Annotated in this window: 15 protein-coding genes; 10 read left to right on the top strand and 5 right to left on the bottom strand. The window is 63.5% G+C overall.

The annotated features are described in order from the left end of the window. Positions 1-620 precede the first annotated feature (620 nt). Genes G9E11_RS06370 through G9E11_RS06360 form a run of 3 tightly spaced genes read left to right on the top strand, consistent with a single transcriptional unit; the run spans position 621 to position 5,125 of the window. On the top strand, positions 621-2,300 hold the full coding sequence (locus G9E11_RS06370) for a hypothetical protein (RefSeq protein ID WP_190603989.1): 1,680 nt from the start codon (positions 621-623) through the stop codon (positions 2,298-2,300). A gap of 54 nt (positions 2,301-2,354) precedes the next feature. Then, the gene (locus tag G9E11_RS06365) at positions 2,355-4,109 is read left to right on the top strand and encodes a DUF7937 domain-containing protein (protein WP_190603987.1); all 1,755 of its coding nucleotides are present in this window, start codon (positions 2,355-2,357) and stop codon (positions 4,107-4,109) included. A gap of 29 nt (positions 4,110-4,138) precedes the next feature. Next, positions 4,139-5,125, top strand: a complete 987-nt coding sequence (locus G9E11_RS06360) for an SGNH/GDSL hydrolase family protein (RefSeq protein ID WP_190603985.1) — start codon at positions 4,139-4,141, stop codon at positions 5,123-5,125. Positions 5,126-5,141: 16 nt separating this feature from the next. Here the strand turns inward: G9E11_RS06360 and G9E11_RS06355 are convergent, their stop codons facing one another. The 3 genes from G9E11_RS06355 to G9E11_RS06345 form a co-directional block, all read right to left on the bottom strand. Continuing rightward, positions 5,142-5,579, bottom strand: a complete 438-nt coding sequence (locus G9E11_RS06355; protein WP_190603984.1) for a hypothetical protein — start codon at positions 5,577-5,579, stop codon at positions 5,142-5,144. A gap of 350 nt (positions 5,580-5,929) precedes the next feature. Beyond that, the gene (locus G9E11_RS06350; RefSeq protein WP_190603982.1) at positions 5,930-8,221 is read right to left on the bottom strand and encodes an ATP-binding cassette domain-containing protein; all 2,292 of its coding nucleotides are present in this window, start codon (positions 8,219-8,221) and stop codon (positions 5,930-5,932) included. Then, a complete protein-coding gene (locus G9E11_RS06345) occupies positions 8,218-10,104 on the bottom strand; it encodes a protein kinase domain-containing protein (protein ID WP_190603980.1) in 1,887 nt (628 codons plus the stop codon). Before G9E11_RS06345 ends, G9E11_RS06350 begins: the two co-directional genes overlap by 4 nt. A gap of 300 nt (positions 10,105-10,404) precedes the next feature. Here G9E11_RS06345 and paaA point away from each other — a divergent pair, with 300 nt between their 5' ends. Genes paaA through G9E11_RS06315 form a run of 6 tightly spaced genes read left to right on the top strand, consistent with a single transcriptional unit; the run spans position 10,405 to position 15,322 of the window. After that, on the top strand, positions 10,405-11,430 hold the full coding sequence (paaA, locus tag G9E11_RS06340) for a 1,2-phenylacetyl-CoA epoxidase subunit PaaA (RefSeq protein ID WP_190603978.1): 1,026 nt from the start codon (positions 10,405-10,407) through the stop codon (positions 11,428-11,430). Continuing rightward, positions 11,427-11,813: a 1,2-phenylacetyl-CoA epoxidase subunit PaaB gene (gene paaB / locus G9E11_RS06335; protein ID WP_190603976.1), complete on the top strand. Its 387-nt coding sequence runs from the start codon at positions 11,427-11,429 to the stop codon at positions 11,811-11,813. Before paaA ends, paaB begins: the two co-directional genes overlap by 4 nt. Beyond that, a complete protein-coding gene (paaC, locus tag G9E11_RS06330; RefSeq protein ID WP_190603974.1) occupies positions 11,810-12,724 on the top strand; it encodes a 1,2-phenylacetyl-CoA epoxidase subunit PaaC in 915 nt (304 codons plus the stop codon). The genes paaB and paaC overlap by 4 nt, the downstream gene beginning before the upstream one ends. A 5-nt stretch (positions 12,725-12,729) precedes the next feature. Next, positions 12,730-13,269 carry a 1,2-phenylacetyl-CoA epoxidase subunit PaaD gene (gene paaD / locus G9E11_RS06325; RefSeq protein ID WP_414635177.1) on the top strand — a complete coding sequence of 180 codons (540 nt, stop codon included), beginning with the start codon at positions 12,730-12,732 and terminating at the stop codon, positions 13,267-13,269. Between the two features lie 11 nt (positions 13,270-13,280). Then, positions 13,281-14,507: a 1,2-phenylacetyl-CoA epoxidase subunit PaaE gene (paaE, locus tag G9E11_RS06320; RefSeq protein ID WP_190603971.1), complete on the top strand. Its 1,227-nt coding sequence runs from the start codon at positions 13,281-13,283 to the stop codon at positions 14,505-14,507. 35 nt (positions 14,508-14,542) lie between these two features. Continuing rightward, on the top strand, positions 14,543-15,322 hold the full coding sequence (locus tag G9E11_RS06315) for an enoyl-CoA hydratase/isomerase family protein (RefSeq protein WP_190603969.1): 780 nt from the start codon (positions 14,543-14,545) through the stop codon (positions 15,320-15,322). Between the two features lie 15 nt (positions 15,323-15,337). On the opposite strand, the gene G9E11_RS06310 is transcribed toward G9E11_RS06315, so the two are convergent. After that, positions 15,338-15,796 carry a VanZ family protein gene (locus G9E11_RS06310; protein WP_190603968.1) on the bottom strand — a complete coding sequence of 153 codons (459 nt, stop codon included), beginning with the start codon at positions 15,794-15,796 and terminating at the stop codon, positions 15,338-15,340. A gap of 87 nt (positions 15,797-15,883) precedes the next feature. On the opposite strand from G9E11_RS06310, the gene galU reads away from it, so the two are divergent. Next, positions 15,884-16,774, top strand: a complete 891-nt coding sequence (gene galU, locus G9E11_RS06305) for a UTP--glucose-1-phosphate uridylyltransferase GalU (RefSeq protein WP_190603966.1) — start codon at positions 15,884-15,886, stop codon at positions 16,772-16,774. 148 nt (positions 16,775-16,922) lie between these two features. On the opposite strand, the gene G9E11_RS06300 is transcribed toward galU, so the two are convergent. After that, complete coding sequence (locus tag G9E11_RS06300; RefSeq protein ID WP_190603965.1) at positions 16,923-17,555, bottom strand: LPXTG cell wall anchor domain-containing protein; 633 nt, start codon at positions 17,553-17,555, stop codon at positions 16,923-16,925. Positions 17,556-17,684 lie beyond the last annotated feature (129 nt).

Here is a 17,684-nt window from a genome sequence, read left to right as displayed (position 1 = left end):
AAACTAACTACCGCCTGGTCTCCGACCTGCGCGCACCTCACACGCTAATAATTTACTGGACTGGGCCATCGGTACGCCTACCGGGCTGGCCGTGTCGCGCTCCTGCTCATGACGTCCGAAATACGTGCGCGAGTGAATCCGCCACTAACAGCGGAGCTGTGTCATGCATCGGCACAAACTTGCCCAATTTTGATGGGACATTTACTCTGAGCAAGATTTATAAATTCCCTCGAACTTTTGGCGGGGGGACACATATTTATTGGGGGAAAGTCGTGGACCAATCAAGTTTAACTGAGGCCACGCAGAACGGGCCTGAGACGCACCAGCGTGCCGGCTCGTTCTGTGCGCAATGCGGCAGCAGCATCGCACCGTTTGCCAAATTTTGTAGCGGTTGCGGAAGCGCCGCAGCCAGCGATTCGGTTCCGGGCCCTCAGCTCGGCCAAACCCAGCCGCTGCTACCTACTCCGCCCCGCAAGCCTCGAAAGAAGATGTCCCGCAGGGCAATCGTCCTTCTATCTGTAGCGGGCGGGTTGCTTGTTGCCGGGTCAGCGGCTGCCCTTGTGGTCCAGAACATATTTCGCGGTGGGGCAGACAGCCCCGAGAGCGCGATCACAAAAACTATGGACGCTATCACCAAAAAGGATCTGGTAGGGCTTTTTACCATGGTCTCGCCGCATGAGCGCGATGCGCTTGTCCGCGTGCAGGACGCGATCACCAAGAAGGCAGCAGACCTGAACATCGCAGATGCTGCGAAGAAGGTAGCCCCAGCGAGCAGCGATCAGGCCGGCTCTGAGCTCTCCTTTGACGGGGTCGACATTTCGATCACCGGTGCTGAGCCGTCTGTGAGCCAGGTTTCGGAAAACGTAGCGGTTGTCCATATAAGCAGTGGGCAAGTCAAGCTGCACGTTGAGCCTTCTGAGACAAGAGGGGCCCTCCGCTCCATCTACGACAACGTGAATGACCCCCAGCCCACTGACCAGACTTGGGACATCAATGAGATGGGTCCATCCGGGTCGGGGCTGACAGTCATGGCATCAAAGACGGACGGCCGCTGGTACGTCAACCTTTCCATGTCCGTGCTTGAAGCGATCAACAGTTATGAAGGCTCACCACGGGGCACGATTCCCGCATCGTTCCCTGCGGGAAGCGACACCCCCCAAGCTGCAGCCAAGGCCGCACTGCAGGCAACGGAGCGCCAGTCGCCCACGGAACTGGCACCCTTCCTGGCCAAGGACGAAGCCGCGGCCATGTACCTGTACGGTCACTTGTGGAACCGGGTGAACACGAGCGGGTGGTCATTCTCGTTCGGGAACATCGATTTCACGGAGGGGCCGCACGAGGGTAACCGGGCGCAGGCTTACGTGAACCAGATCAATGTCAACGCCGGCGGCGATCATTTCACCATGACAGACAAGTGCCTCCGCGATAACTCCTCAAGCGCGGACAACAATTGCCTCAACGGCTCCGCCTATCAGAGCGACGGATACTCGTCCGGCACTATCAACTGGATGAGCGCAGCTCTGTCGCATGAGGGAAAATTCGCCCTGACGACGGTCAGCGAGGATGGCAAGTGGAAGTTGAGTGTCCTCGACACAGTGGCTGACCATCTGGCCAGCGCGGCCAACAGCTTTACTCGGGAGCAGGCGTTTGCATTGATGCAGCTGGCACGCGCCGATGATCCCGCCGGTACCCTCACCTTGAACAAGTCCCAAGAACTGGCCTACAACAACGCCGGCTATGCGGTGACTACTTTGAAAGTGGACAAGCCGGTCAAGCTCCAGCTGAATCAAGACTCAACAATCGGTCGCCTTGCTCTCTACAGCCCGGACGGGAAGACGGACCGCGGTACTGTCACGTCGTACCAAGGCACGAACAGCATCATCCCGGCGGGGGAATATAAAGCAGTTGCCTGGGCCGGCAGTAATTTCCAGGAAGCATTTTCCAAAGACGGCAATTCGGCCAAGGTTTCCAGCGCGTTGACTGTCACGGAGTATATTGACCCGGCCACCATCGACGGCAGCGAGACGTCAACCGGGCGCAGTATCAGTTCTTTCGGGTCGAGCTTCCAGATTGAAGTCCCCAACGATGCGGCCGGAGCGCTTCTCGTGAAAGTGAATTCTGCTGATTCCGACAGCAAAATCATCGCGACCATTGGCGGGAAATCTTACAACGTCGACACCGCTGAAGGCTCAACTACGGGGATCCCTGTCGGTAAGGGCAGTTACACGCTGACGCTCAGCACCGAGAATTCCTCGTTCTATTCCTCCACGAACGTGGATCTCTCCTTCGAAAAGCAGTAGAAGCCCCTCGCACTCAGGCCCTGGCCGACGCCGGGCAAAACATGAAAGGCAGTTATGAACTACTGCACTAATTGCGGAAATGCGCTGCCCGCAGGGGCGCGCTTCTGCACCTCATGCGGCACGCCGCACCAGCCCACCGAGCCTGCGGCAGCGCCCGCAGAACAGCAGTTTTCGCCACCTGAGCAGTCTGGCCCCGTCCGCCGGCCGGCGGCAGGCGCCTTCGCTGCCGTTCCTTATTCTGACTATGTCCGTGACGGGATCGCGGCGCTGCTACTGACCTTCTCCATGTTCATGGTGTGGACCTACGGGTCTTCGTCCGGGGCCAGCGTTGCCGCCACCCGCGTGGACGTCATCCTCATCTCGCTGGTGAGTCTTCTCTCCCTCAGCATTCCCTATCTGTGGCGTGCAGGCGTGTTCGGGCCCCAGTGGGGCTACCGCAAGACGCAGTTGACTCGCCTCCTTGCCAACGCTCCTTACTTCATCCTCGTGATCGTCTACCTGATCCTGGAACTCACCAACCGCAACGCAGTCGGACCCGCAATGGCCTTTGGCCTGGCCGGTGCCATCCTTGCCGCCCAGCCGCGAAGTGCCGAACTGGGTTCGGGGCCTGCCGACGCCGAAGTAGATCGCCGCTGGTCCCTTGCCCTTGCCGGTTTCACGGTGTTCGTGGGGCTTCTCTCCCTTATCCAGGTCATTGAACGCTTCACCATCTTCCCCTCGGGCGACTGGGCAGGTGGCCTGATCTCGGTGGTCCTGGCTGCAGCCAACTCCGCCTTCCTGATCTGGTTCGGCATGGGCGCTTCAAAGGGTCGCAACAACGCCCGCCTCATCGGAATTGGCGCTGGCATCGTCGGGGCACTCCTGGGATTGCTGTCTCTCATCCCCTCGATGACTCTTGTGTCAACCACGTTCTCCGCGGTCGTTCCCGGGATGAGCCTCTTCTTCTGGATGGCCGCGGGGGCCCTGGCTGCTTCTCCGTCCGTGGGCCGCGTCTGCTCCGCAAGCAGGGCGGCCGAATCGTCCGGCTCACACAACTTGGCGCGCACTCTCGTCTTTTTGAGCATCGCCGCCATGGCGCTGCTGCTCTTCGTTTCTGCGTTCGTCCTCATAGGAAGCTCGGCATACGCCGCCTATGCGTCGTTCTTCAACCCCGTTACCTGGGTGGTGACCATATTCCTTGCGGCGGTTGGAGTGATCGCCGGAGTGGTGGTCCGGGCGACGCTTCGGCACCAGACGAGGCAGGCATACCTTTTCACCGCGGGCTATTCGGGACTCCTGCTTGTGCTGGGCCTTGTTGTGGTCATCATGGCTGCGAACACAGGCATGACGACGAATGGACAACTGGGACTCCTGGTGGCGTTCGCCTTCCCGGCAGGACTGCTTCTCGCAATTTTCGGGACCTCCGCCCAACGGGAGGCGTATCGTAGCCTCGCGCAGGAGAGCCACAACTCCGGATTTACCTTTGAAGGTCCGGCACGTCCGTCAGCGCAGGTCACCGGGGCGTTTCCTGCACAGCCCGGAGCCTTCGAGCGTGACAGTGCCGAAGCAGGTTTTCCGACGGCGGCCCAAGACAGCGCCCCGCAGGTGCTGGTGATGGATCAACCCGCCACTAATGTGGAAAATCCGCTTGCCCGCGAGGCGTCGGATCCCGCCACCGCGCCGGAACGGCTGTACGAGCTCGCGGCACAGCACCCCAACCTTCGTGCTCTCATCGCGGGAAACCCAGCTACCTATCCCTCTTTGCTGGATTGGCTGGCTGAACTTCAGGATCCCGAAATCATGAAGGCGCTGTCCCTCAGGGGCCGGTGAACCGACAACTGACAGCAACAGCCGCCGCGATGATCGCCGCGGCTGTTGCTGTCATCACCGTTACTGGCTTGGCCGAGGGCGGTGGGCCAAAACCCGATGCGGCCATAAGTTCGCTTCCCACCAAGCGGATCACGAGTGAAGCCCCAAGCACTGCGGATTCGCCGGCACCTTCGCACGCCTCTGCAGCAGGGCGCAGCGTAGTGCTTCTCGGGGATTCGCTCGCCGCCGGAGAAGGCGCCGGGGCTTACTTGACCGGCACGGACGTGCCCGGCCGACGCTGCCACCGAAGCTCAGCGGCTCTCTTTTCAGGAACGGGCGCCGTGGTGACGAACGCGGCCTGTTCGCGGGCCATCGCCGCGCACCTCACTGCACCTCAGGAGGACGAGGTTTATAACGTCCAGCCTGAGCCACCGCAGCTATCCGTCCTTGGCACAGAGGTCGCAGACATAACTGTGATCATGGTGGGTGGAAATGACATCCGTTTTGCCGAGATATTCAATGAGTGCGTTCTGGCGGAAGCCGACTGTACCTCTGCCCCGGGATTCGTCAGCCGCGCTCTGGCAGCTGCGAAGGCTCTTCCAGGCAAGCTGGCGGAGGCCTATCGTCAGGTCGCTTCTGCCTCGCCCGGGAGCGTCGTCCTGGTTCCGGCGTACCCCCAACTTCTGGGCAATGAAACTTCCGGTTGCGGCCGAATCAGCTCCAGTGAGGCGGTCTTCGCCCGGAACCTCACAGTAGCGCTCAACAGTTCGATTCGCGAGGCGGCACGGTCCGCCTCAGCAGGGGGCAGGACCGTCCACTTCATACCGGATACCGCAGGATCCTTGGCCGGGCACGGTGCTTGCGACCCCCAACCCTTCGTACACACTGTCCGCCCGACGGCGCTCATGGGTACGGCGCAAAATCCCGGCAAGGCCCAGGAGCTGCTGCACCCTACGGCCACGGGCTACAGGGATCTCACCAAGGCATTAACACAATGGCTGGACACACATCCAGCTGCCAAAAAAGCAACAGAATAAGGAGTTCCACCATGTCCTACATAGAGCCGCCACCTCCACCGCCGCCGAGCGCTCCCCAGCCCGCTGCACGGTCCCGTACGCGATCGCGCGGACGCGCCTTCGCGTGGGTAGCTGGTGCCGTGGTGCTGCTGCTGGCTGCAGCCGGAGCCGCTGTGGCATTTGTGCCCTCTGTATCCCAGCTGGTTGGCCTGTCTGCCGCGGCAAGCCCGACTGCGGGGCCGTCGTCAACCCAAACCAGCAAGCCCACGGCAGCGCAAACGAGTGCGCAGGCACCGAGCCCGACGGCGACGGCGTCACCAACCTCGACGTTCCGGATCGCCCGTGAGATCACAGCCTCACCGACAAGCAGCCCGGAGCCGACCCAGCAGCCGAGCTTGTCGGCATCTGACGAGCCGTCGGCGTCGTCGTCGTCCGAGTCGTCGACGGACCTGGGACTTGACCAAAGGGTCGACATCCTGCCGTGTACCGGTGAGTACGTTTCATTCCACTTCTCCGCCATTGACCCATCGAGCTACGCGAGCGATATCAGTGACTCCCTGGACAACTATCCCGGAAGCCGCTATCTCCTGACGGAAGGCAGCTGCGACGCACTCAACCAAGCGTCAAAGCAGAACACCAGGATCTATGCCGTGTACAGCGGACCATTTGCAACGGCAGAGGAAGCCTGCCAGAACCAGCGGGAATACCCGGGTGGCTATGTCACACACCTTCGACCGGCCAATGATCTGGACCCGACAGTGGACTGCAGCTGACCGGAACGAAGAAAGGGCTGTCCCCTCGGGGACAGCCCTTTCTTCGCCCTAGTCACCTGTTCCTGGGCAGCTTTACCAAACGCGTCCACGCCAGCAGCCAGGCCGTAAGGCCGAGCGCGAACAGGGCGCCCAACGCCACGCCGGCCCTCTGGAGTGAATGGTCCCACAGCCAGTCATCTTCGGTCGTCGGAACCAGAGCCTTCAAATCGATCGACTGGGCCCCCAGGGCGTAGCCCCAGCGGGTGGGCGAGAGCCACGAGATCTGGTCCAGTCCTGCCCTGCCGGTCACCGGTATCAGTCCGCCGGCCAACACGAGCATGGCCATGGCGGTCACAACCAGCAGGGGCATAACTTGCTCCGACGACTGGACCCATGCAGACATCGCCAGTCCGACGAAACTGCACACGCACGCGGTCAGCGCCACGGCGACAAATATCTCCAGTCCAGGAACATCCGCCACCAGATGGTGCTCCGGTGAAGGTTTGCCAAGCAGGACGATCCCCGTCATCACTGCAGCCTGGACGATACAGACGGCAGTGAAGACTATGGATTTGGCCAGCAGGTAGGGGCCGGGTCGCAGTCCGACGGCGTTCTCCCGCCTGAAGATTGCACGTTCGCTGACCAGATCGCGTGCAGAAAGGGCCATGCCCATAAAGGCTGACCCGAAGATCAGAAGCACCAGGAGCTGGCTGGGTTCCCCGACTTCCTTCAGTGCGGGAGTGCCGAAACCCTTGCTGCCCGGGACCACCAGCGCAAGTCCACCCAGGACAAGCGGCAGTAGGGACAAGAAGATGAAATACCCCTTGTCAGCCCATAGCAGGTAGAGCTGCCTGGTCATGATGGCGCTGAGTTGCCGCCCCCGTGAAGTTGAGGGAACGGCTACCGGCGGGGGAGCGGAAACCCCAGTCTCCGCCTGGAGGTCTGGAGCGGCGTCGACGGGGTTTAAAGTGCGGAACCTGCCGTAGAGCTCGTCGGGACTTTCCGTGGCCTGTCTGAAGACCTCGGACCACTTGGTCGCCTTGAAATGGGAAAGTATTCTGTCCGGGTGGCCCGCATAAGCCACCAGACCTCCCCTGGCCAGAAGGATCACCTGGTCGCATACGCCCAGGTTGGCGATGTTGTGGGTCACCACGACGACGACCCTTCCGGCGTTGGCGAGCTTCCTGAGCGTGTCCATGACCTGCTCGTCCATGGCTGGGTCCAGCCCTGACGTGGGCTCATCGAGGATCAGTAGGGAGGGCTCGGTAAGCAGCTCCAAAGCCACCGACGCCCGTTTGCGCTGGCCGCCGGAGAGGTTGCTGACCTTAGTGCCCGCGTGCTCCAGGAGTCCCAACTGGCCCAGGACGCTGTCTATTTGGGCCCGGCGTTCTGTGTCGGTGGTATCGGCAGGCAGTCGAAGCCGCGCAGCGAACTCGAGTGCCTGCCGAACCGTGAGGGTCCTGTGCAGGATGTCCTCCTGCGGCACGAAGCCGATTCTTGTGCGGAGGGCGTCGTAGTTGTTGTAGACGTCATGGGCATCAAAACGAACGGAGCCCTTGGAGGGCTTGTTGGCTCCGGTCATGACGCTCATGAGAGTCGACTTGCCCGCCCCCGATGGCCCGATGACGGCCAGCAACCGGCCGTGGTCCGAAGCAAAATCGACGTCGCGCAGCAGGAACTTGCTTTCCCGCCCCACGTTGACGTGGAAGTGGACCGAGTCCAGGCGCAGGCCCTCGCCGCGAGGCGCCTTGTCCACGGCCAAACCTGTGTTTGACGACGCCACGGTGTAATCTGTGTTGCCAATCGTCAGCCGGTCACCGGGTGAGGCCTTGGCAATACCTGCTACACGCTGGCCGTTGAGGAAGGTGCCATTCAGGCTGCCGAGGTCCTCAACAGTGATTTGGTTGTCTACCCGCCGCACAACGGCGTGGTTCCTCGAGGCGAGGACATCGGGGACCGTCACGTCATTGCCGTCCCCGCGCCCCAGCCGCACCGTACCTGCCGGAAGCGAAGAGAGATCGAGGTGGAGAGGTGCCTTGTGCACGCCGTTCGAGGGTGCACGCAGCGTTAGCAGCAGCTGGGGAGCGCCGGTGCTGGGATCGCCCAGGTGAGCAGAAGTGCTCGCCTCTATTTTTGACCGCTGCTGTTGCTGCCCGGCGACCCAAAGCCCGGCGGCACTGTCTTGATCCCGGATCCACCAGCCGTCGTCGAAATGAACCAGGGCATGGACCCGGGAAACTGAGGGCTCCGCGACAGCAATCTCGGTTTCAGTACCGCGCCCAATACGGGCAGACTCGCCAGGTGCCAGAGTCCAGGAGCGGACACCAAAGCGGATCTCCAATTCGGCTTCCGATGCCAGTGTCATGGCGACGGTGTAGTAACGGGAACGCGACCAGGCAGGCCCAGGAGCTTGGCCCCACCCAGCGCAAGGGAAGCACGGCCCTTATCGCCGCAGCTTGTATTCTGCCACTGGATCTTCATGCGCAGGACATCCGTCATGTCCGCCTTAATGGCGATGGCTTTTCCATAGACGACCGACTGGCTGGACACCTTGCGACCGTCGGCAAAGACCTCCACCAGAACAACGGCATCGCTGTTCTCGGACGAGTCCTCCAGACCGGCGCTGGCCTCAAAGGTCTGGTAGTTGCGGCCAAGGTTGTATTCGATGGTTGAGCCGTCGTTGTAGTAGCAAACATCTGTTGAGACGCTGTGGGCGAAAGTGTTTCCGGAGATCTTCACCGCGGACTCGTTGCTCTGCCACTGTCCGCTAACCGGGGTCTCATCGGCCAAGTAGGCAACCACTTCTGACCGGGCCACTGTCAGCTCCACACGGTTCGAGGCGCCGTCGACCGGTGTCTGGCCGAGAACGGTACCGTCGGGCTTTGAGGAATCGAACTTATCCACAAGCTGCACCGTCACTGCACTGCCCAGCATTCTCTGGGCGTCGGGAAGCAGTTGGCCAACGACGTCCGGCATGCCAGCCAGGGATGCCGGCGAAGTCGAGGTCTCGGTTGCCTCGGGCGACGGCGTGGAGGAGGAAGCGGTCGGTGAAGGGGTGACCGAGGAAGGGGTTTCAGACGGCGTACTGGCGGGCTGAGCCGTGACGGACTCGCTGCTGGCCGCAGGCTCCTTTCCGGAGGTCAAGGCGTTGACCGCAGTGAAGCCGCCCGCTCCCACTGCTATCACGGCAGCTGCAACGCCGGCGATGAGCACGCCTTTGCGCTTGCGCTTGCTCTTCGGCGCGGGTTCCTGCGATTCAGGCGCGGGCTCGCCGCTTTGAACTGCGGAGTGCGGGGCTTCACCTGTTGCAGCTGGAGAGAGATTCGGAAGGGGCGTGGTGGCCGACGGCGTGGAGAATGGCACGTGCACTGTGGGCTGGGACTGCAGGCCGGTCACGGGTGCGGGCGGCTCGGAAAGAACCCTGCCGGGCGGGTAGTTGGCCAAGGTCGGTCCCAGGGCCTCCAGGAGAGTTGCCACCTGCATGGCGGTAGGCGGCCGCTGTCCGGGCTGCTTGCTCAGGAGCCAGGATATGAGTTCCCAAAGTTCGCCGGGGATCGACTCGGGACGGCCGGGGGCCACGTCGCTGTGCCTGCGCAGGACGGCCATGATGGAACCGCCGGCAAATGGTGTGACTCCGCAGGAAAGCTCGTAGAGCATGATGCCGAGGGCGTATAGGTCTGAAGCGGCCGTGACTTCTTGCCCCTCGCTGACCTCCGGGGCAATGTACTGCGGGGTCCCAACCAGCATGGTACTGCGGGCGCGTTCGGTATCAACGAGGGATGAGATGCCGAAGTCGGTCAGCTTGGGCACCAAGACGCCGTCGACGTCCTGCATGAGAACGTTTTCGGGCTTGACGTCACGGTGCACTATGCCAGCGGCGTGGACGGCAGCAAGCCCTGCGGCGACGCCTGACCCAATGCGGCAGATTTCGGTGGGGGACAGCGTGCCCCGCTGCCCGAGGTGGGACCGGAGATCCGGGCCGTTGACCAGTTCCATGACGATGGCGAGCGTCCCGCCTTCTACCACGAGGTCCACAACACGCACGAGGTTCGGACTTTGCACAGCTTCCAGGATTCCGCGTTCTTTGACGAACCGGCCTACCACCTCCGCGTCGCCGGCGAGGTCCGCGTGGAGGACCTTGAAGGCCAGTTCTTTGCCTTGCTGGTCCAGGCCGCGGAAGACCTCACCCATGGCACCGCGGCCAATGCTGTCCTCAAGGGTGTATTTACTTCCAAGCTGACGGTTCAACGTGCCCCCATTACCTGCTCATCAGACAGATGTGGCGGGCATTCGGCGCCCCCACAGCTATGCCTATACGAATGAATCGCAGACGCTTTACGTCCGCGATTCATGCTCGAGCCAATGATTGGCGAGCAGGCTCAGTCTACGGCCGGGCGGATTGAATTGGCTTACGGCCTTCCTTTGTGTCTTGAACGTGACAGGCGGTGCCGTACTCCCGGTTGCTTGACGCCCTTCGCCGCTTCCGCATATCCTGAACGAACGGTCGGTAAATAATCCGAGTACGGACGTGAATGCATAGGAGCAACCATGGCAGCGCAGAATCTGCAGTCAGTGCCTGACCAGCCGGGAGCCACCCAGGAACCCAAGCCAAATGAGGGTCAGGACCAGCTGGAAGCCGACGGCCAGGCGTATTTTGACCGCGTCATGGCAGACGACTCCCGCATTGAGCCCAAGGACTGGATGCCTGCCGCCTACCGCAAGACCCTCCTGCGCCAGATCTCGCAGCACGCGCACTCGGAGATCATCGGCATGCAGCCCGAGGCCAACTGGATCAGCCGGGCCCCCAGCCTGAAGCGCAAGGCCATCCTCATGGCCAAGGTGCAGGACGAGGCCGGCCACGGGCTTTACCTCTACTCGGCCGCCGAGACGTTGGGCCAGTCCCGCGACCAGATGATGGACGACCTCATCGCCGGCAAGGCCCGCTACTCCTCGATCTTCAACTACCCGGCCCTGACCTGGGCGGACATGGGTGCCATCGGCTGGCTGGTGGACGGCGCCGCCATCTGCAACCAGGTGCCGCTGTGCCGCGCGTCGTACGGGCCCTACGGCCGGGCCATGGTGCGCATCTGCAAGGAGGAGTCCTTCCACCAGCGCCAGGGCTTCGAGATCCTGCTGGAACTCTCCAATGGAACGCCCGCGCAGAAGCAGATGGCACAGGATGCCGTGAACCGCTGGTACGCCCCGGCCCTGATGATGTTCGGCCCGCCGGACGACGATTCCCCCAACTCCAAGCAGTCCATGGCCTGGAACATCAAGCGCTTCAGCAACGATGAGCTGCGCTCGCGGTTCGTCGGCATGATGGTGGAGCAGGTCAGGGTCCTGGGCCTCACCCTCCCGGACAGCGAGGTCCGCTTCAACGAGGACACCAAGAAGTGGGAACACGGCCCGCTCGACTGGAACGAATTCAAGGAAGTCCTGGCCGGCCGCGGCCCCTGCAACTCGCAGCGGCTTGAGCGCCGCCGGCAGGCGCACGACGACGGCGCCTGGGTCCGCGAGGCGGCCGCCAGTTACGCGGCCAAGCAGGTTAACAAGCAGAAGGAATACGCAGCATGAGTCCCCACGGCAACCCGGAAGAGCCGGCAAGCGCGGCCGCAGAAATCAAGCGCGAAGCGCCCAAGGCCAGCCCGGCACCCGCACCCGAAAATCACCATGACAGGAACGCCTGGGGCCTCTGGGAGGTCTTCGTCCGCTCCAGCCGCGGGCTCTCCCACGTGCACGCCGGCAGCCTGCACGCGCCGGACGCCGCAATGGCGCTGCGCAATGCCCGCGACCTGTACACCCGCCGCAACGAGGGCGTGTCCATCTGGGTGGTTCCGGCGGACGCCATCGCCTCGAGCGACCCGGACGCCAAGGGCTCGTTCTTCGAGTCACCGCAGGGCAAGGACTACCGGCACGCCACGTACTACACCAAGAGCGAAGGCGTGAAGCACCTGTGAGCACTCCCGAGACACAAGAAATCACAGGCCACGGCGACATCTCCGTCGGCGTCGCCGGGGCGGGTGCCAGCGGCGACGGCTCGGCCAGCGCCACCCGCATCACGCCGGGTAACGCGCTCCGCCCGGAGGACATTGCGCTGGAGGTCCGTACCGGCCTGGCCCGGCCCACCGAGGATGTGGCCGAGTACGCGCTGCGCCTGGGCGACGACGCCCTGATCCTCGCCCAGCGCCTGGGCCACTGGATCTCCCGCGCCCCGGAGCTGGAGGAGGACGTGGCCCTGGGCAACATCGCCCTGGACCAGCTGGGCCACGCCCGGAGCTTCCTCAGCTACGCCGCCGGCGCATGGGACAAGACAGAGGACGACCTCGCCTACTTCCGCCGCGAGCACGAGTTCCGCTCCGCGCACCTGTTCGAGCAGCCCAACGGGGACTTCGCCGTCACCATCGCCCGGCAGTTCGTGGTGAGCTACTACCAGTTCGAGCTCTACCGCCGGCTCACCCAGTCCACGGACGCCACACTTGCCGCCATCGCCGCCAAGGCCGTGAAGGAAGTGGACTACCACCGCGACCACAGCACCCAGTGGGTCCTGCGCCTGGCCGGCGGCACGGACGAGTCCCGCCGCCGCATGATCCACGGCTTCAAGCTCATCTGGCCGTACGTGGGGGAGCTCTTCGTGGATGACGAGCTGACCACCCGCCTAACGCAAGCCGGTGCCGCCGTCGAGCCTTCCAGCCTGCGGGCGGACTTTGACCGCCTCACCGGCGAGGTCTTCCAGGAGGCGGAGCTCGAGGTCCCGGACGTCCCGGCAGCGCCGGGCGGCGGCCGCCGCGGCCAGCACTCGGAACACCTGGGCTACGTCCTCGCCGAGATGCAGGTGCTGGCCCGCGAGCATCCCGGAGCAAGCTGGTGACTGCCGTGTACATATCGGACTTCGAGACGCGGACCGGGGACACCACCGCCGACCAGAAGGCCTGGAAAGTCGCCGCCACGGTGTGCGATCCGGAGATCCCGGTGCTCACCATCGAGGACCTCGGCATCCTCCGCAGCGTGCAGCTGTTCGACGACGGCGGGGCAGTTCCCGCTGTCCAGGTCACCATCACGCCCACCTACTCGGGCTGCCCGGCGATGGACGCCATCCGCGACGACCTGAAAACGGCCTTTCACCAGGAGGGCTACCCCAGCGTGCACGTGGAGCTGGTGCTCGCGCCGGCGTGGACGACGGACTGGATGACCGAGTCCGGCAAGGCCAAGCTGCGGGAGTACGGCATAGCGCCTCCCACCGGCCGGGCAGCCCTGGGCCACAACGGTCCGGTCCGCCTGAGCCTGGCCGTGAAGTGCCCGCAGTGCTCGTCGCTGAACACCAAGGAACTCACCCGCTTCGGTTCCACCTCCTGCAAGGCCCTGTACGTGTGCCAGGACTGCAGGGAACCGTTCGACTACTTCAAAGTCCTGTAAGGAAAAAGCCCATGCCCGTTGTCCGCCAGACCGCAGCCGAATCAGCGCAGGCCGCAGGCCGCCGTCGTCCGTCCTTCCATTCCCTCACCGTCGCGGAGGTGCGCCGGCTGACGGAGGACGCCATCGAGGTGACCTTCGCGGTGCCGGCCGAGCTCGCGGGTCAGTTCGACTACCTGCCGGGCCAGTACGTGGCCCTTCGCACCACGCTCCCGGACGAGGCCGGCGAGCCCAAGGAGATCCGCCGCAGCTACTCCATCTGCGCCGAGCCGCGCAGCTTCGCGGACGGCAGCAGCGAGATCCGGGTGGCCATCAAGAAGGACCTGGGCGGGCTGTTCTCCACGTGGGCCAACGCCGAGCTCAAAGCGGGGGACACTCTGGAGGTGATGAGCCCCATGGGCGCGTTCGTCTCCAAGCACGGCCGGGACGGGCAGGCCGTGGACCAGAACGTCATGAACTCGATGAACCATCCGGAGGACCTGGCGGGGGAGCCGGGGAGCTTCGTGGCCATTGCCGCGGGTTCGGGCATCACGCCGGTGATCGCGATCGCCCGGACGCTGCTGGCCGCGAACCCGGACACCCGCTTCGACCTGATCTACGCCAACAAGGCCGCCATGGACGTGATGTTCCTGGAGGAGCTCGCCGACCTGAAGGACAAGTACCCGCAGCGGCTGGCGCTGCACCATGTGCTGTCCCGCGAGCAGCGGATCGCGCCGCTGCTGAGCGGCCGGATCGACGCCGAAAAGCTGCAGAAGCTGCTGGGCACCGCCATCCACGCGGACGACGTGGACGAATGGTTCCTGTGCGGGCCGTTCGAGCTGGTGCAGCTGTGCCGGGACACCCTGGCCGAGCGCGGCGTGAAGCCGGAGCACGTCCGGTTCGAGCTGTTCACCTCCGGCAAGCCGGACCGGCCCGAGGGCAACGCCGGCCGTCCCGTCATCGAGGACGAGTCCCAGGAGACGTACAAGATCACGTTCAAGCTGGACGGACTGCAGGGCGAGGTGGCCAGCCCCACGCATGCCCGCGAGTCCATCCTCAACGCGGCGCTGCGGGTACGCCCGGACGTGCCGTTCGCGTGCGCGGGGGGAGTGTGCGGCACGTGCCGGGCCAAGGTGGTCACCGGCACCGTGACCATGGACGAAAACTACGCGCTGGAGCAGGATGAGCTGGACAAGGGTTACGTCCTGACCTGCCAGTCCCACCCCACCAGCAAGGAAGTCACTGTCGACTTCGACGTTTAGTCCCGCCACCCCTTCCCGGTCTCAAAGGAGCAGCCATGATTTCCCTGTCCATTGCCGACGGCGTCGCCGAAGTTGTCCTCAACGCCCCGCAGAAGCTGAACTCGCTGGACGAGCGGGCGCTGGCGGAATTGTCACAGGCGTACGACGACGCCGCTGCCGCTGCCTCGCGCGGTGAGGTGCGGGCGCTGCTCCTCAGGGGAGAGGGACGAGCCTTCTGCGCGGGCCGGGACATCTCCGGCGTCGCCCCAGAGAACGACGACGCCGATGCGTACCTGGGCGGGCTGGTGCAGCCGCTGCTGCAGAAGATGAGCTCGTTCCCCGCGCCGACGTTCGCGGCAGCCCAAGGGGCCTGCCTCGGCGTGGGCCTGGGCCTGCTGCTGGCGACGGACGTAGTGTATGTGGGGGAGAACGCGAAGTTCGGCTCGCCGTTCGCCAAGCTTGGCGCGACGCTGGACTCGGGCGGGCACTGGTACTTCACCGAGCGCCTGGGCATGCACCGCACGCTGGATCTGATCTACACCGCGGAGCTGATCTCCGGCACGGAAGCCGTGGCAAAGGGGATGTTCAGCCGGGCACTGCCCGCGGACGAGCTGCTCGACTCGACGCGCTCGATTGTGGCGAAGGTGGCCACCGGTGCGACCGGAGCGTTCAAGGCCAGCAAGGAGCTGGTGGCCCACATCCGGGACCAGCGCCTTGGTCTGTGGACCTCAATGCAGGAGGAGAACGCCGAGCAGGCACGCCTCTGCAAGACGGAAGACTACGCCGAAGGCTTCAAGGCGTTCCAGGAAAAGCGGGAGCCTCAGTTCAAAGGCTGATTGAGCCTGTCGAAATCACCGTCGCATGACCCTGTCGAAACCGCCGCTCCGCACCCAATCCTCAACTACCCCCAGCACCCAAACCCCCAGCATCGCCCCGGCGGTATTCGCCACGATATCCATGGCGCTTGGAAAACGGTCGTGCAGAAATAGCTTCTGGCCGAGTTCCATGCAGCAGGAGGCCAGGAACGCGCTCAGCACCATCCGCCCCCGATGAAACGCAGGGAAGGCGAGTGCGGCGAGCACTCCAATGGGCGCAAACAGCAGGATGTTGGACGAGAACTCCACGAAGTTGTAGTTGATCAGCTCGGGCAACCCGACGTGGTGGAGGGCAAACAGTGCCGTCTGCATGCGCCCGGCGACAGGACGGTCGACGGGCGTAGGCCAGAAGGCTACGAAGGCAAGAGCCCCCACATAGAGTGCCAGCAGCAGGCGTGCAGGTCCTGCCGCGTCGGCTCCACTCCATTTCCCCATACGGAAAACGCTACGGGAGCCATGGCGGGAGCCGAAATCTGCGCGGTGAAATTTCACTTTGTGCAAGTCAATTTGTAAAGTTCGATCATGACTATGGGGAAATCAGTTCGAAAAGCAGTTATTCCTGCAGCCGGTTTGGGCACGCGCTTCCTGCCGGCCACCAAGGCGATGCCGAAGGAGATGCTGCCGGTGGTTGATGCGCCGGCTATCCAGTATGTAGTGGAGGAGGCCGTCAGTGCTGGCCTGGATGATGTACTGATGATCACGGGCCGCAGCAAGAGGGCGCTGGAGGACCACTTCGACAGTGCCCCCGCGTTGGAGCGCACACTCGAACTTAAGGGTGATCAGGCACGCCTGGACTCCGTCCAGCACGCGTCAGGACTGGGACCCATTCATTATGTGCGGCAGGGCGAGCCCAAGGGCCTAGGGCATGCCGTGCTGTGCGGGCGCCAGCACGTGGGCGACGAGCCCTTCGCGGTTCTGTTGGGCGACGACCTGATTGACGAGCGGGACGAGCTTCTGACCGCCATGATTGACGTTCAGGCGAAGACGGGTGGATCCGTTATTGCCCTAATCGAGGTGGAACCTGCTCAGATCAGCGCCTACGGCTGCGCGGACATCTTAGCGGTTGAGGGTGAGGACTACGTTCGCGTGAACAGCCTAGTCGAGAAGCCGTCGGTGGACGAAGCGCCGTCCAACCTCGCGGTCATCGGCAGGTATGTGCTGCACCCTGCTGTATTCGACGTTCTTGAGAAGACCGAGCCCGGCCGTGGCGGGGAGATCCAGTTGACGGACGCCCTGCAGACTCTTGCCGCAGGCGAGGGCGAGGGGTCAGGCGTGTACGGCGTCGTCTTCCGGGGGCGCCGCTACGACACTGGCGACAAACTGAGCTACTTGAAGGCCGTGATCACGCTGGCATCCGAGCGCCCCGAGTTTGGCGAGGATCTGAAGGCCTGGATGAAGGACTTCAACGGGTAGGTGGCCCAACGCTCACATTAACAAAGTAAGCCCCGACGCTGGTCGGGGCTTACTTACTTAAGACGATGCGCAGGTGGATTCGAGACAGCGAAATGGGCCGCTCCAGAATTCCGGAACGACCCATATCTTCGAACGTGGAGCTGAGTGCTTAGGCAGATGCCTCAGCGTTGGCACGGCGGCGCACGACTACCACCGAGGCGGCGCCGGCGACGAGTGCACCGCCACCAACCAGCGACCACAGAACCAGGCTGGAGTCAGCACCGGTGTTGGCCAGGCCTGTGCCGTTGCCAGTGTTGCCAAGGCCAGCGCCGGAGTCATCGCCCGTGTTAGAAAGGTCAGCAGCTGCCCCTTCGACGGTGATGGTCTGCGTTGCCACCTTGCCGGAAGTAACGCCGGTTGCAGTCAGCGTGTAGACGCCGGATTCGCTGATGGTCAGCGGAAAAGCGAATGAGCCGTTGGAGTCAGCTGTGGTGCTGAATTCCTGGGCGACGGCCGCCACGACGTCGATCTTGCTCGGCACCGAGCGGCTGGCACCGCCGGCGATGCTTGCTCCGGTGGATGCCGGACGGGCGCCAGGCGTTACACGGATGATGAGTCGTTCGCCAGCCAGGAAGCCCCTGCCAGAGAATGTGAAAGTTTCGCCGGGTCCTACGACGCCGTCTGAAACGGCGGAGTTAGCGGGCGGGGCCGGGTAGTTGTTGTTGTTAACGGCCATGGCAGGCGCGGTGCCGGCCAGTGCCATGAATCCTGCGAGCGCAAGCGCAGCGATAGACTTCTTCAATTTGTCCCCCCTGAGACCTTTTCAACACGGATGTCACATATTTGTGGAGATTCCCCATCCCCATGTGACCGTGGGGCGAATCTCGTGGTTTTACCCAAGTAGAGGTTAGCACTCGCTGGGCCTTGCTTC

It is taken from the genome of Arthrobacter ipis, from assembly GCF_014694315.1.
In the GTDB taxonomy this organism is placed as follows: Bacteria; Actinomycetota; Actinomycetes; order Actinomycetales; family Micrococcaceae; genus Arthrobacter; species Arthrobacter ipis.
This window is presented reverse-complemented; position numbering and strand designations above follow the sequence as displayed.